Annotated in this window: 12 protein-coding genes; 3 read left to right on the forward strand and 9 right to left on the reverse strand. The window is 69.2% G+C overall.

Translation table 11 applies throughout. From position 1 onward, the window contains the following. Positions 1 to 155: 155 nt before the first annotated feature. On the reverse strand, positions 156 to 1,304 hold the full coding sequence (locus L978_RS05235) for an epoxide hydrolase family protein (RefSeq protein WP_047521018.1): 1,149 nt from the start codon (positions 1,302 to 1,304) through the stop codon (positions 156 to 158). Positions 1,305 to 1,372: 68 nt separating this feature from the next. Here L978_RS05235 and L978_RS05240 point away from each other — a divergent pair, with 68 nt between their 5' ends. Continuing rightward, the gene (locus L978_RS05240; RefSeq protein ID WP_047521020.1) at positions 1,373 to 2,329 is read left to right on the forward strand and encodes a helix-turn-helix transcriptional regulator; all 957 of its coding nucleotides are present in this window, start codon (positions 1,373 to 1,375) and stop codon (positions 2,327 to 2,329) included. A 153-nt stretch (positions 2,330 to 2,482) separates the two neighbouring features. On the opposite strand, the gene L978_RS05245 is transcribed toward L978_RS05240, so the two are convergent. Beyond that, a complete protein-coding gene (locus L978_RS05245; protein WP_047521021.1) occupies positions 2,483 to 3,868 on the reverse strand; it encodes a glycine--tRNA ligase in 1,386 nt (461 codons plus the stop codon). 113 nt (positions 3,869 to 3,981) lie between these two features. Between L978_RS05245 and L978_RS05250 the strand changes: the two genes are divergently transcribed. Further along, positions 3,982 to 5,451 carry a peptide MFS transporter gene (locus tag L978_RS05250; protein WP_047521023.1) on the forward strand — a complete coding sequence of 490 codons (1,470 nt, stop codon included), beginning with the start codon at positions 3,982 to 3,984 and terminating at the stop codon, positions 5,449 to 5,451. Between the two features lie 21 nt (positions 5,452 to 5,472). On the opposite strand, the gene L978_RS05255 is transcribed toward L978_RS05250, so the two are convergent. Genes L978_RS05255 through L978_RS05265 form a run of 3 tightly spaced genes read right to left on the reverse strand, consistent with a single transcriptional unit; the run spans position 5,473 to position 8,191 of the window. Continuing rightward, positions 5,473 to 6,162, reverse strand: coding sequence for a GNAT family N-acetyltransferase (locus L978_RS05255; RefSeq protein ID WP_047521025.1), 690 nt, complete (start codon positions 6,160 to 6,162; stop codon positions 5,473 to 5,475). A gap of 50 nt (positions 6,163 to 6,212) precedes the next feature. After that, positions 6,213 to 6,833: a hypothetical protein gene (locus L978_RS05260; RefSeq protein ID WP_052193350.1), complete on the reverse strand. Its 621-nt coding sequence runs from the start codon at positions 6,831 to 6,833 to the stop codon at positions 6,213 to 6,215. Positions 6,834 to 6,865: 32 nt separating this feature from the next. After that, positions 6,866 to 8,191 (reverse strand): alpha-hydroxy-acid oxidizing protein, encoded by a 1,326-nt coding sequence (locus tag L978_RS05265; RefSeq protein WP_052193351.1) that lies wholly within the window; start codon positions 8,189 to 8,191, stop codon positions 6,866 to 6,868. A gap of 61 nt (positions 8,192 to 8,252) precedes the next feature. Here L978_RS05265 and L978_RS05270 point away from each other — a divergent pair, with 61 nt between their 5' ends. Beyond that, positions 8,253 to 9,695 (forward strand): MFS transporter, encoded by a 1,443-nt coding sequence (locus L978_RS05270; protein WP_081996928.1) that lies wholly within the window; start codon positions 8,253 to 8,255, stop codon positions 9,693 to 9,695. Between the two features lie 38 nt (positions 9,696 to 9,733). Here the strand turns inward: L978_RS05270 and L978_RS05275 are convergent, their stop codons facing one another. The 4 genes from L978_RS05275 to L978_RS05290 all read right to left on the reverse strand — a co-directional run bounded on the left by L978_RS05275 (position 9,734) and on the right by L978_RS05290 (position 13,854). Continuing rightward, positions 9,734 to 10,327, reverse strand: coding sequence for a dihydrofolate reductase family protein (locus tag L978_RS05275; protein WP_047521027.1), 594 nt, complete (start codon positions 10,325 to 10,327; stop codon positions 9,734 to 9,736). Positions 10,328 to 10,384: 57 nt separating this feature from the next. Continuing rightward, positions 10,385 to 10,786 carry a hypothetical protein gene (locus tag L978_RS05280; protein WP_047521029.1) on the reverse strand — a complete coding sequence of 134 codons (402 nt, stop codon included), beginning with the start codon at positions 10,784 to 10,786 and terminating at the stop codon, positions 10,385 to 10,387. Positions 10,787 to 10,815: 29 nt separating this feature from the next. Beyond that, positions 10,816 to 11,778, reverse strand: coding sequence for a serine hydrolase (locus tag L978_RS05285; protein WP_047521031.1), 963 nt, complete (start codon positions 11,776 to 11,778; stop codon positions 10,816 to 10,818). A gap of 111 nt (positions 11,779 to 11,889) precedes the next feature. Beyond that, complete coding sequence (locus L978_RS05290; RefSeq protein WP_047521032.1) at positions 11,890 to 13,854, reverse strand: M13 family metallopeptidase; 1,965 nt, start codon at positions 13,852 to 13,854, stop codon at positions 11,890 to 11,892. Between the last annotated feature and the right edge of the window lie 6 nt (positions 13,855 to 13,860).

The following is a 13,860-nucleotide window of genomic DNA, read 5'->3' on the forward strand; positions in this document are numbered from 1 at the left end:
GGTGCTGCGACGCTGCGACGCCCCCTTGATCGTCGACGCCCCCTCTCGTCGCCGAGACCCCCTCCTGCAGCCGTCTGCAGGAGGGGGTCTCGGCGCGGAACGGGGGTCTCGGCGCGTGTGCGGGGGTGGGAGGAGGGACGGGACGGGGACGGGGGTCAGGGGTGCGAGGAGAAGAACGCGCGGAGGTCGGCGGCGAGCAGGTCGGGGCGCTCCAGAGCGGCGAAGTGCCCGCCCTCGTCGAAGCGGCTCCAGTGCACGATGTTCGCGTTGTCGCGCTCGGCGAAGACCCGGATCGTCTGGAAGTCGTCCGCGAACACGGCGACTCCGGTGCGGGCGGTGCTGACGCGCGGCTCTGCCCCTTCCTCGGCGGCGTCTGCCCTGGCGTTCTCGAGGTAGCTGCGCGACATGCCGGACGCCGCGTTCGCGAACCAGTTCACGCTGACCTCGAGCAGGATCTTCTCGAGAGGCACGAGCGAGGTGCCGTTGCCGAACGAGTTGAACAGCTCGCTGTACGCGAGGAGTCCGACCGGAGAATCGCTGATGCCCACCGACACGGTCTGCGGGCGCGAGGAGTTCATGGCGTTGTACCCGCCCACCGACTGGAACCACTGCATGTGCTCGAGGCCGGCGTAGTCCGCGGGCTCCAGCTTCTCGAACTCCGCCGGGTCGCCCGAGGGGAACGAGAACAACTGCAGCACGTGCAGACCGAGGAATCCTTCGGGTTCGCGCAGCCCCAGCTCGCGGGCGACCATCGCCCCGTTGTCGGATCCGTGGATGCCGTAGCTGTCATAGCCGAGCCCCCGCATGAGGCGGTCGTAAGCCTCCGCGACGCGTGCGGTCGTCCACCCTGCCGAAGCGAGCGGCTGTGAGAAGCCGTAGCCGGGCGCATCCGGGATCACGACGTCGAAGGCGTCCTCCGCCCGGCCGCCGTATGCCACCGGGTCGACGAGCCGGTCGATCAGGTCGAGGTAGTCGATCGACGAGCCCGGGTAGGTGTGGGCGAGCAGCAGGGGTGTCGCTCCCTCGTGGGCCGAGCGCACGTGGAGGAAGTGGATCGTCTGACCGTCGATCTCGGTGGTGAAGTGCGGGACGGCATTGATCCGATCCTGGGCGGCGGTCCAGTCGAAGTCGCGCCAAGCGGCGACGGCCTCGCGCAGGTAGGAGTTGGGGGTGCCGGCATCCCAGTCATCCGTCGGCGACGGCTGCGGAAGACGAGTGCGGGCGAGACGATCCTGGAGATCGGCGACCTCGGCAGCGGAGACCGAGACGGTGAAGGGGCGGAAGGTGAGCGTCGTGTTTTCCATATCTCGAAGGTAGAAGGGCATTAGGTTGGATTCGTTCCTAATAAATGACCGACTTTCACGGAGTTCCGATGGCCGATCCGACCGCTCGTCTGCTCGCCCTTCTGGCCCTGCTGCAGACCGGCCCCGAGCGCGCCGGGTCCTACCTGGCCGCCCGTCTCGGCGTCTCGGCGCGCACCATCCGGCACGACATCGAGCGGCTGCGTGACCTCGGGTATCCGGTCGACGCCACGCGCGGATCCATCGGCGGATACCGCCTGGGGGCCGGCGGGAAGCTTCCTCCGCTGCTCCTCGACGACGAAGAGGCGGTGGCGGTCACGGTCGGGCTCCGCGCCGCGGCCGGCATCGCAGGGGTCGCGGAGTCGGGCGCCCGGGCCCTCGCCAAGCTCGAGCAGGTTCTGCCGTCGCATCTGCGTCCCACGGTGGACGCCCTCCGCACCAGCGTCGACCGCGCTCCGGAGAACAACGACACCGACGCCCCGGATCCCGAGGTGGACGCCGCATCGCTGCAGGCCATCGCGCGCGCGATCCGCAACGAGGAGTGGTTGCGCTTCGAGTACGAAGGGGCGCCCGTGCTGGTCGAGCCCTATCGGCTGCTCACCTGGCATCGGCGCTGGTACCTGGTTGCGCGCGATCCGCACACTGAGGAGTGGGGCACCTACCGCGTCGACTGGATGGAGCTGCGGATGCCGACCCACCGGCGCTTCGACCCGCAGCCGCTGCCCGGGGGCGACTACACGGCCTTCGCGATGCGGACCATCGCAGTGAGCGGGTGGATCGTGCACGCCCGACTACGGATCGACGCCCCGGCGGAGGCCGTGCTCGACCGGATCCATGCCGCGGTCGGTGTGGTCGAACCGATCGACGAGGAGCACTGCATCCTCGTCACCGGCGCGGACAGCCTCGACACGGTCGCCGCCTACATCGGGATGCTCATGATGGACTTCACGGTCGAGAGTCCGCCCGAGCTGATCCCCCGCCTCCAGCTGCTGTCCGAGCGCTACGCGCGCGCGGTGGCCGGCAGCTGATCTCTCCCCCTCCGTGCCGAGACCCCGGCTGATCGTCGAGACCCCCGCCTGCTGACGTCAGCGGGCGGGGGTCTCGGCGGGGCGCGGGGGTCTCGACGATCCGGGGGTCTCGACCACCAGGCCCGGAAGTCAGGTGGGCAGGTGACCCGAGGGTCAGGCGCCGCGCAGACGCTCCGCGAGGTACGCGTGCAGCTGGTCGATCGAGACGCGCTCCTGCGCCATGGTGTCGCGATCGCGCACGGTCACGGCACGGTCGTCGAGCGAGTCGAAGTCGACCGTCACGCAGAACGGGGTGCCGATCTCGTCCTGACGACGGTAACGGCGACCGATCGCCCCCGCGTCGTCGAAGTCGACGGCCCAGGAGCTGCGGAGCGTGTCGGCGACCTCACGCGCGAGAGGCGACAGCTTCTCGTTCCGCGACAGGGGCAGCACCGCGGCCTTGACGGGCGCGAGGCGCGGGTCGAGCTTGAGCACGGTGCGCACGTCGGTGCCGCCCTTAGCGTTGGGCACCTGCTCCTCGCGGTAGGCATCGACGAGGAACGCCATCATCGCGCGGGTGAGGCCGAACGACGGCTCGATCACGTACGGGGTGTAGCGCTCGCCCGTGGCCTGGTCGAAGTAGGTCAGGCTCTGCCCCGACGCCTCGCTGTGGCTGGACAGGTCGTAGTCGGTGCGGTTGGCGACGCCCATGAGCTCGCCCCACTCCTTGCCCGCGAAGCCGAACTTGTACTCGACGTCGATCGTGCCGGCCGAGTAGTGCGCACGGTCGTCTTCCGGCACGTCGAACTGGCGCATGTTCTCGGGGTCGATGCCCAGATCGATGAACCAGTTCCAGCAGGCCTCGACCCAGTGCTCGAACCACTGCTGTGCGTCGGCGGGCGGCGTGAAGAACTCGATCTCCATCTGCTCGAACTCGCGCGTGCGGAAGATGAAGTTGCCCGGCGTGATCTCGTTGCGGAACGCCTTGCCCACCTGGCCGATGCCGAACGGCGGCTTCTTGCGGCTCGCGGTGAGCACGTTAGAGAAGTTCACGAAGATGCCCTGCGCGGTCTCGGGTCGCAGGAAGTACAGGCCCGACTCATCGTCCACGACGCCGAGGTAGGTCTTCACCAGGCCGGAGAACGCCTTGGGCTCCGTGTACTGCCCCTTGGTGCCGCAGTTGGGGCAGGGGATGTCGGCGAGGCCGTTCTCGGCCTTGCGCCCCTTGCGCGCCTCGAAGTCCTCGATGAGGTTGTCGGCACGGAAGCGCTTGTGGCACTGCAGGCACTCGACCAGCGGGTCGGTGAAGGTCGCGACGTGACCCGAGGCCTCCCACACGCGCTTGGGGAGGATGATGCTGGAGTCCAGGCCGACCATGTCGCCACGGCCGCGCACGAACGTCTGCCACCACTGACGACGGATGTTCTCCTTGAGCTCCGTCCCGAGGGGGCCGTAGTCCCAGGCCGACCGAGAACCGCCGTAGATCTCACCCGCTTGGAACACGAACCCGCGGTGGCGGGCGAGGGCGATGACCTTGTCGAGGCGGGACTGTTCGGCCATGGTGGCTCCAATGGTCGGATGCGGGAGGAGACCCGTGAACACGGGCACCCCATTCTATCCGTCGCCCCGTGGCGACCCTGGCCCCGACGGCCGCACGGGAGTAGCGTCCTGACATGAGCACTGCAGCGCGAGATCAGCGGGCCCGCAACGAAGACACCCGCTTCTTCGGCCAACCGTGGGCTCTGGTGCACATCTTCGGCGTGGAGATGTGGGAGCGCTTCAGCTTCTACGGCATGCAGGGCATCCTGCTCATCTACCTGTACTACTCGGTCTCGCAGGGTGGCCTCGGCCTCCCCGAAGCCGTCGCCGGCGGGATCGTCGGCGCGTACGGCGGCGCGGTCTACCTGTCGACCATCCTGGGCGCCTGGCTCGCCGACCGCCTGTTCGGGTCCGAACGGGTGCTCTTCGTCAGCGCGATGGTGATCGTGGCCGGCCACGTCGCCCTCGCCCTGCTCCCGGGCTTCGTCGGCGTGGGCGTCGGCCTGGTGCTCGTCGCGCTCGGCTCCGGCGGCCTGAAGGCGAACGCGACCTCGGTCGTCGGCAGTCTCTACACCCCGGAGGATCCCCGCCGGGACGCGGGCTTCTCGCTGTTCTACCTGGGCATCAACCTCGGCGCGTTCCTGGGCCCGATCCTGACCGGCATCCTGCAGTCCTCCCTCGGTTTCCACTTCGGTTTCGGACTCGCGGCCCTGGGGATGACCTTCGGTCTCGTCCAGTACTCGTTCGGGCGTCGCGCCCTGCCCGCCTCGGTCCGCGAGGTGCCGAACCCGCTCCCGACGTCCCGCTACCCTCTCGTCGGGATCATCGCGGTCGTCGCCGTCGCCCTCATCGCCGTCCTGGTCCTGACCGGGCTGATCCGCGCAGACAACCTCGCGACCCTGGTCATCGGTGGCACCGTGATCGCCGCCGTCGCCTATTTCACCGTCATCCTGTCCAGCCGTCGCATCGACACCACCGAGCGCTCGCGGGTGTGGGGGTTCCTGCCGCTGTTCGTCACCAGTGTCGCGTTCTGGTCGCTGTACCAGCAGCAGTTCACGGTCCTGACCGTCTACTCGGACAAGCGCCTCGACAGGAACCTGTTCGGCTGGGAGATGCCCGTCTCGTGGGTGCAGTCGATCAACCCCGTCTTCATCATCATCCTGTCGGGAGTGTTCGCCGCGATCTGGACCCGACTCGGAAAGCGCCAGCCCTCGACACCGGTGAAGTTCGGACTGGCCGCGATCATCATGGGATCGGCGTTCCTGCTGTTCCTGCCGTTCGCCGGAGGGGGCGAGAACTCCACGCCGCTGCTGGCGATCGTCGGGATCCTGTTCGTCTTCACGGTCGCCGAACTGCTGCTGTCACCGGTCGGGCTCTCGGTGGCCACCAAGCTCGCGCCCGCCGCGTTCCACACGCAGATGGTCGCGCTGTTCTTCCTGTCGATCGCCCTCGGCACCGCGATCTCCGGATGGCTGGTGCAGTTCTACAACCCGGATGACGAGGTGCCGTACTTCTCGATCCTCGGTGGCATCGCCATCGTCGTCGGGATCGGCCTGCTGCTCAGCGTGAAACCCGTCCTGAAGCTCATGCGCGGGGTGCGCTGATCGCGCCGCCGCGGAAGGCGGTCAGGCCGTGAAGAGGTAGCCGCGCGCGTTGTCGTAGCCGGCGACCTTCAGTCCGCTGCCGAGCAGACCTTCCATCTGGGCCCGCAGACGGAGCCGCCACTCGTGTGCGGCCGCCGGATCCGAGATGCGCAGCGCCTCGATGTCCGCCGGGATCTCCAGGGTCTCGACGACCTCGTCGTCTGCCGGCGGCTTGGCGATGTCGGCGAGGGCCCACTCGACATCGAGCCGGTCGCTCTCGTCACCCGCGTCCCCGCCGCCGAAGATCCCGTAGCGGTTCACCGAGTATCCCGTCGCCCGTGCGCCGAGCACCGTGAAGAAGAAATGCGCGTTGCGCGCGACCAGCGGATCGAACACCCAGGTGATCCGACCGACGTCGCGGGAGAACGCCCACTGACGCTGGTGCTCCTTGAGCTCACGCCCCCAGCCGCGACCCCGATACTCGGGGAGCAGGGCCGTGATGTGCGAGTGCATCGCCCGCCGGGCGGGTTCGCCGAAGAACGCGATCGATGCCCCGACCATGCGCTCCTCGTCGCCCTCGCCGTCGAAGAAGCCGACGACGTAGTTGCCCGACTGCTGCAGGGCGCGCAGGGTGCCGGCATCCACCACGCGCTGCGGACCCCGGATGGAGTCGAGCAGGCCCTGCGCGTCGAGGATGAGTTCAACGGTGTCGAGGTCACGGATGGTTCGCACGCACCCAGTCTGCCCCTCGTCGGCCCGTTCGAGGAATCGACGGGCCCGGATCAGCGATAAGGGAAGGCCTCCCCGCCACCCGCCGCGAGCGCTTCCGCGACGATCCGGAGGTGTGCTTCGGCCATCTCCGGCGGCAGCGGCGGCAGGATCTCGTCCCAGAAGGCGAGCACGGCGCCGCGGCCCTGCATCATCCCCGCCGGGCGTCCCATCGCCCACAGATGCATGTGCGCGGAGCCGTCGTTCCAGCGACCGAAGTGGCAGCGCGCGACCCCAGGGACGCTCTTGACGGCCTGGGAGACCCGCTGCATCAGCGGACCCAGCGCGGCGAGCACGTCGTGCGGGGCGTTCTCGAGCAGCCAATGCTCGCGCGGCGCGACCCCGCCGATGAACGGCAGACCGCCGACGTCCCATCCGGCACGCACTTGCCACAGCTCGTCGTGCCAGATCGTGTGCACGCTCGGACCGCAGTGCCCGCACTCGCCCGGGTCGATCTCTCCTCCGCGCGGCTTCTCCGGCACGAGCATCGGTTCGAGCGGACGCATCGTGATCGTCTCGAAGGCCCAGGGCAGACCCTCGGCGATCGCGGAGGCGTCGAGCACCTCGCCGATCGGGAGCCGGCGGTGGTATGCGGAGTCGGCGGGGTGCTGGTCGAAGGCGGCGTCATCGCTCATCCGCCCATGCAATCACGAACGGCGGAGCGTGCTCACACCTTCCTCAGCGCGTCCCGATCGAGTTGAGAGGCGGAGGTGAGCCCCGCCAGCCCGAGGGTGATGTCGATCTCGGCGAGCACGTTGCGCACGACCTCGCGCACACCCACCTCCCCGGCGATGCCGAGGCCGTAGGCGTAGGGACGGCCGAGAGCCACGACCGTCGCGCCGAGGGCGAGGGCGATCACGGCATCGGCGCCGCCCCGCACCCCCGAGTCGAAGACGATCGGCACCCGGCCCGCGACACGCTCCGCGATCTCGGGCAGCACGTCGAGCGTCGGCACCGAGCGATCGATCTGACGGCCGCCGTGGTTCGAGATCCAGATCCCGTCCATCCCCGCATCGAGCGCCGCCTGGGCATCGTCGGGGTGCACGATCCCCTTGAGGATGATCGGCAGACTCGTCCACTCGCGTGCTTTCGCCAGGTCTTCCCCCGTGAGGGCAGGAGTGGAGAACACGTCGAGGAACGTCTCGACCGCAGCCCGCGGCAACGGCGAGCGGAGGTTGTCGCGCAGCGAAGCTCCGCCGGTGAGCGGCGCCCCCTTGCGGGCGATCGTCAGGGCCGCGGCCACCGCCCGAGGTGTGACGCGGACGCCGGGCGCATCGCCCTTCGGCGCGGCGGCGCGCTCGCGCACCAGCTGCTGGAACGCCGGATCACTCGTGTACTGCGCGATCCCCATCCCGCGGGTGAACGGCAGGTACGCGAGATCGAGGTCGCGGGTGCGCCAACCGAGCAGGTGCGTGTCGAGGGTGATGACGATCGCTTCGCACCCGGACTCCTCGGCGCGGGCGAGCAGCGAGCGGTTGAGGTCGTCCGACGCCGACCAGTAGAGCTGGAACAGCCGGGAGCCGTGCGGTGCGGCATCCGCCACCTCCTCCATCGGGAAGGAGGCCTGGTTCGAGAGCGTGTACGGGACACCGAGGGATGCCGCGGCACGCCCGACCGCGAGGTCGGCCTCCGCGTGGGCCATCTCCATCACCCCGAGCGGGGCGAGCAGGAGGGGCGTCGGGCGCATCCGTCCCAGGAACTCCACGCCGAGGTCGCGGGTCGAGACGTCACGGAGCGGCCTCGGCCAGACCTGCCAATGGTCGAACGCGCGACGGTTGGCCGTCATGGTGCGCTCGGAACCCGCGCCACCGGCGATGTACGCGAACGCTTCGGCGCTCAGCGCCTTGCGGGCCGCCGCCTTGAGGGCCACGGGGTCGATCGGCACCGCGGGCTTCGTCCCGCTGATGCCCGCGCGGTAGATGTCGGACTGGGTACGCCGGGAGATGCCGCGGTGGGCGGCGGGATCGTCCGGAGCGACGCTGCTCGTGACCATGCCCACATGCTAACCAGCGCCGGACGGCCCCGCATCGTCCGATCGCCGATAGCCTGAGCCGGTGGGTGCGAGCGACGACAGAGCCAGGAAGCGTCTCTCCCGCACCCCGCCGAAGTGGGCGATCGTCGCGGTCCTCGCGTTCGCCGGCCTGTGCTCGTCGTTCATGTTCACGCTCGTCGTCCCGTTGCAGGCCGAGCTGCCGCAACTGCTGAACGCCTCCCGCGAGGACACCACCTGGGTCGTCACGATCACGCTGCTCGTCGCCGCGGTCGCCACTCCCATCTCCGGCCGCTTGGGCGACATGTACGGCAAACGCCGGGTCGTGGTCGCCCTGCTCGCGCTCCTCATCCTCGGCTCCGTGATCGCCGCGGTCTCCGGCTCGATCGTGGGCGTGATCATCGGTCGCGCGCTGCAGGGTGCCGTGACGGGTGTGGTCCCGCTCGGCATCGCCATCATGCGCGACGTACTGCCGCCCGAGCGGCTCGGCACCGCCGTGGCCCTCATGAGCGCGACCATGGGCGTGGGTGGTGCCATCGGGATGCCCGTCGCCGCCCTCCTCGCCCAGAACGCCGACTGGCACATGCTGTTCTGGCTCGCGGCAGCGCTCGGCGTCGTCGGCCTCGCCCTCGTTCTCATGGTGATCCCGGAGGACGTGCTCCGCTTCCCCGGCCGACTCGATGTGGTCGGCGCCATCGGTCTCGCGATCGGCCTCACCGGAATCCTGCTCTTCGTCTCGCGAGGCGCGCAGTGGGGATGGACCTCGCCGCTCACGCTCACCTGCATCCTCGGCGGAGTCGCCGTCCTCCTGGTCTGGGGCTGGTACCAGCTGCGCACCAAGGACCCCCTGCTCGATCTCCGGGTCGCCGCCCGCCCGGCCGTGCTGTTCACGAACATCGCCGCGATCGGCATGGGGTTCGCGCTCTTCGCCTCGAACGTGACGTTCCCTCAGCTGCTCGAGATGCCGACGGTCGGCGGCGCGGGCTTCGGGCTCGACATGCTGGCGGCGTCGCTCGTGATCATGCCGGCGGGGCTCGTGATGATGGTCATCTCACCGCTCTCGGGCTGGCTCGAACGCACCGTCGGCCCGCGCCCACTGTTCACGGTCGGCGCCGGCGCGATCGTGCTCGCCTACGTCTTCGTCCTGCTCTGGTCCTCCGAGGTGTGGCACATCTTCGTGGCCAACATCTTCATCGGCATCGGTATCGGATTCACCTTCGCCGCGATGCCGATGATCATCATGCGCTCGGTGCCGGCGAACGAGACCGGGGCGTCCAACGGGCTGAACGCCCTGTTCCGCTCGGTCGGAACCTCGAGCGCCTCCGCCGTGATGGGCGGTGTGCTCGCGGCGATGAGCATCGATGTCGACGGGGTCGCCGTCCCCACGCGAGCCGCCTTCGAGGTGTGCTTCTGGCTCGCGATCGCGGCCGGCGTGATCGCCGTGGTGCTCTCGCTCTTCATCCCGAAGCAGCGCAGCTCCGAGCAGCATCCGTCCCTGCCCGGCTGAGCACGGCGCGACGCCGCACATCCGCGACGTGAACCGGCTCAGATCCTCCGGTAGGTGATGTGGGTGACCAAGGAGGTCGCGCGCACCGACACCCGTTCGAGCCGCTGCGGAGGCACCCCCTCGAAGACGCGCTCCCCCGCCCCGATGATGCACGGCGTGATGTGCAGGCGCAGCTCGTCGAGGAGACCCGCCGTGAGGAACTGGTTCACGGTGCGCGGCCCGCCGGCGATCGAGATGTCCTGCTCCCCCGCGGCATCCCGGGCGAGCTCCAGTGCCCTTTCGATGCCGTCGGTGATGAAGTGGAAGGTCGTGCCGCCCTCCATCTCGATCGGCTCGTGCGGATGATGCGTGAGCACGAAGACGGGGTTGTGGTACGGCGGGTTCGGACCCCACCAGCCACGCCAGTCGCGATCCCATTCCCCCCGCACCGGGCCGAACATGTTGCGGCCCATGATGGTCGCCCCCGAGGTGACGATCGCGTCGACCTCGGCCTTGTTCTCCTCGTACGCGTCGAACATCCAGTTGTGCAGCCAGGAGTCGTCGACATCGCCGAACGGTCGCTCCTCCGTCTGGTTCAGACCGGTGGCATAGCCGTCGGCCGAGACGGCGAGGTCGCTGAAGATGATGCCCATGCGTGACTCCTCCTCGGATGCGGACGCCCTCCGGTCTACGCGAACCGAGGCCGTCCGTCAACGGGTGATCGTGCGGGGGTCGGGGTCGTCTGCGCGCGGAGGGCGCAGCCGATCCGGGATCGGCCAGGCCAGCACGAACTGCGCGGTCGCCGGACGGGTCATGTCGCCGAAGTCGTCGATCTTCACCACGATCCGCCCCGGCACACCGTCCTCGTCGGGAGTCACCTCGAGGAGGCGCACGCGCAGCGGACGGTCGTCCTCACCGTCCAGCATCCACGGATCCGCGAGCCACGCGATCCCGTGCTCCTCCAACGCGGCCTCGGCATCGAGCCATTCGGCGGGAGCACCGACACGGCGTCCGAGCACGTCGACAGCCACCCACTCGTCTCCGGCAGGGTGGATCCATCCGAGCAGCTCGCCGTCGTCGCGGCGGTGCGGGGTCCAGTCAGATCGTGGCATCCCTCGATGCTAGCGACGTGCCGTGCGCGTCAGTGCGTGTACTCCATGAGTTCGACACCGAGCACGCGGAAGGCGTCGTGCGCACGAAGCCGGTGCGTGATCGAGAGGTCGTCGAAGCAGACGATGAGCGAATAGGCCACCCCGGCGCGAGGGCCGGCGAGCACACCCGCCTCCGCACGCACCCCTCGGTCGCGACCGGTCTTGTTCACGAACAGCAGGCCGTGCGCATCGTGATCGTGCGCGAACGGATCGAGGCCCGTGGAGGCCGCGACCAGGCTCAGGTCCTGGTTCAGGCTCAGCCACTCCGACACCTGCGCGCTGACGGCGGCGTCGACGACCTGCGAGTTCACCAGCGCCGAGAACAGCCCGGCGAGTTCACGCGCCGAACCGACGGCGACCTGCGGAGCGTCGTCGGGGCCACGACGGTCGCGAAAACGGTCGAGCAGCGCCGTGCGGCGGAGCCCGAGGGACTCGATGCGCTCGCGCACCCGTTCGTGCCCGACCTTCTGCAGCAGTGCGTTGACCGCGATCGGGTCGCCCGCGGTCGCCGCCAGCACGGCGAGGTCTTCCAGCGGAAGCGCCGGGGCATGCAGGTGTCGCCAGAGCCCCGAGGTCTCCACGGCATCGACGTTCTCCCGCTCGACGATCTCGAACGGATCCAGCGCACCGCTCTGGAAGCCCGCGGCCACCTCGATGAGCAGCGGGACCACGCCGAGCCCCGCGACGGGCATGGTCACATGGTCGTCACCGGCCAGGACGTGCACATGATTGTCGAGGTCGACGACGTGTACCGAGACCTGCGCGCCGGAGTCCGCCAGCCCCTCCAGCGATCGGAGCGTGGCGGTGAACGACCGTCGCCCGGCGGCTGCGCGCCGAGGGAGTCGACGGCTGGTGCGCTGCGAGCGGCGACCGCCGGACGACTCCGGGGCACCCCGCAGAGACTCGGGGACCGAGGAGTTGCGGAACCCATCACCAGGCTCGAGAGCGCCCACGCTGATCCTTAAGGGGGGTGGATTTGCGGGATACCGAGGGAAGACGCTCCCCAGCGGCAGGGCTATCGTAACCCCACCGCTGGGGGATGCTTCACAGAGTGTGACGTTTGGTCACCAGATGGTCACCCGCGATGCCGCGGGCAGCCAGAGGGCGTCGGTGTCGGACACCCCGAACGCCTCGTAGAAGGCATCGATGTTGCGCACGATCTGGTTGCAGCGGAACTCGTTCGGCGAGTGCGGGTCGATCGTCAGCAGCCGCAGGGTCTCGGCGTCACGGCTCTTCTGCTGCCACACCTGCGCCCAGGAGAGCAGAAGTCGCTGCACGCCGGTGTACCCGTCGATCACCGGTGCCTCCGCACCGTCCAGCGACAGCTCGTACGCCCGGAGCGCGATGCCGAGACCGCCGAGGTCGCCGATGTTCTCACCGATCGTGAGGGCGCCGTTGACGTGATGCTCGGCGTCGAGGCCCTCTGGAACGAGCGCGTCGTACTGGGCGATGAGAGCCTTGGTGCGCTCTTCGAACGCCGAGCGATCCGCATCCGTCCACCAGTCCTGCAGTCGGCCGTCGCCGTCGTAGCGGCTGCCCTGGTCGTCGAAGCCGTGGCCGATCTCGTGACCGATGACCGCGCCGATGCCGCCGTAGTTCGCGGCCGCATCACGACCGGCGTCGAAGAACGGGTACTGCAGGATCGCCGCGGGGAACACGATCTCGTTCATGGACGGGTTGTAGTACGCGTTGACCATCTGCGGCGGCATGTGCCACTCGGTGCGGTCGATGGGCGTGCCGACCTTGTCGACGTTGCGATCGTGCTCGAAGATCGATGCGCGGCGCACGTTGCCGAACAGGTCGTCCCGGTCGATCTCGAGGCTCGAGTAGTCACGCCACACCTCGGGATGCCCGATCTTCGGCGTGAAAGAGTCGAGCTTGGCGAGCGCGCGCTCACGGGTCTCCGCGGTCATCCACTCGAGGTCGGTGATGCTCCGGCGGTAGGCCTCGATGAGGTTCGCGACCAGCTCGTCCATCGCGGCCTTCGCCGTCGGCGGGTAGTGCCGCTCGACGTACACCTTGCCGATCGCCTCGCCGAGGGCCCCCTCGGCGAGCGAGACGCCGCGCTTCCAGCGCTCGCGCATCGTGGGGACACCGGTGAGCTCGGTGCCGTAGAACGAGAAGTTCTCCTGCACGAGATCGTCGGTCAGGTACGGCGCCGCGGCGTGCACGACCTTCGCCCGCAACCACGCCTTCCAGTCGTCGAGACGCTCCGGGGTCAGCAGCGAGCCGAGGCCCTCGAAGAAACTCGGCTGCGACACGACGACCTCGTCGAACGCGGCGGGGTTCGACGGCGAGACCGCTTCACGCCACGGCGTGAGATCGACACCGGCGAGCTCCTGGAGCTCGTCCCAGGTCTTGAGGTTGTAGGTCGCGACCGCATCGCGGCTGCGCACGTTGTCCCAGTGATGACCCGCCAGCTCGGTCTCGAGCGCGATCGCCCGGTCGGTGTTCTCCGCCGCCTGCGGGACGCCCGCGAGCGCCAGCAGTCGCTCGAGATGGGCACGGTAGGCGGCGCGGGTGTCGGCGAAGGTGTCGAGGCGGAAGTAGCTCTCGTCGGGGAGCGACAGACCTGCCTGCACGAGCACAGGGAGGTAGCGCTCGGGGTCGCCGGGATCGCCGTCGACGTAGAGTCCGATCACGGATGCACGACCGTCGCGGTCGTACGCGCCGACGGTGCGCAGGAACGCCGGGATGCCGTCGATCGCGTCGATCTCGGCCAGCGTCCCGGCGAGCGGGGCGACACCGGCGGCATCGATCCGCTCGGTGTCCATGAAGCTCGCGAACAGGTCGCCGATCTTGCGGGCGAGAGTGCCCTCCGCCGCGTCCTGCGACTCCTCGACGATCGCACGCACGTCTTTCTCCGCCTGCTCGGCGAGGAGGTGGAAGGAGCCCCAGCGCGCCTTGTCGCCCGGGATCTCGGTGCGGGCGAGCCAGGCGCCGTTCACGTGGCGGTAGAGGTCGTCCTGCGGGCGGATGTCGGAGCTGAACTCATCAAGGGCGAGGCCCACGGGAAGAACGTCAGTCATGCGCCC

It is taken from the genome of Microbacterium sp. ZOR0019 (assembly GCF_000800925.1).
Lineage (GTDB): Bacteria > Actinomycetota > Actinomycetes > Actinomycetales > Microbacteriaceae > Microbacterium > Microbacterium aurugineum.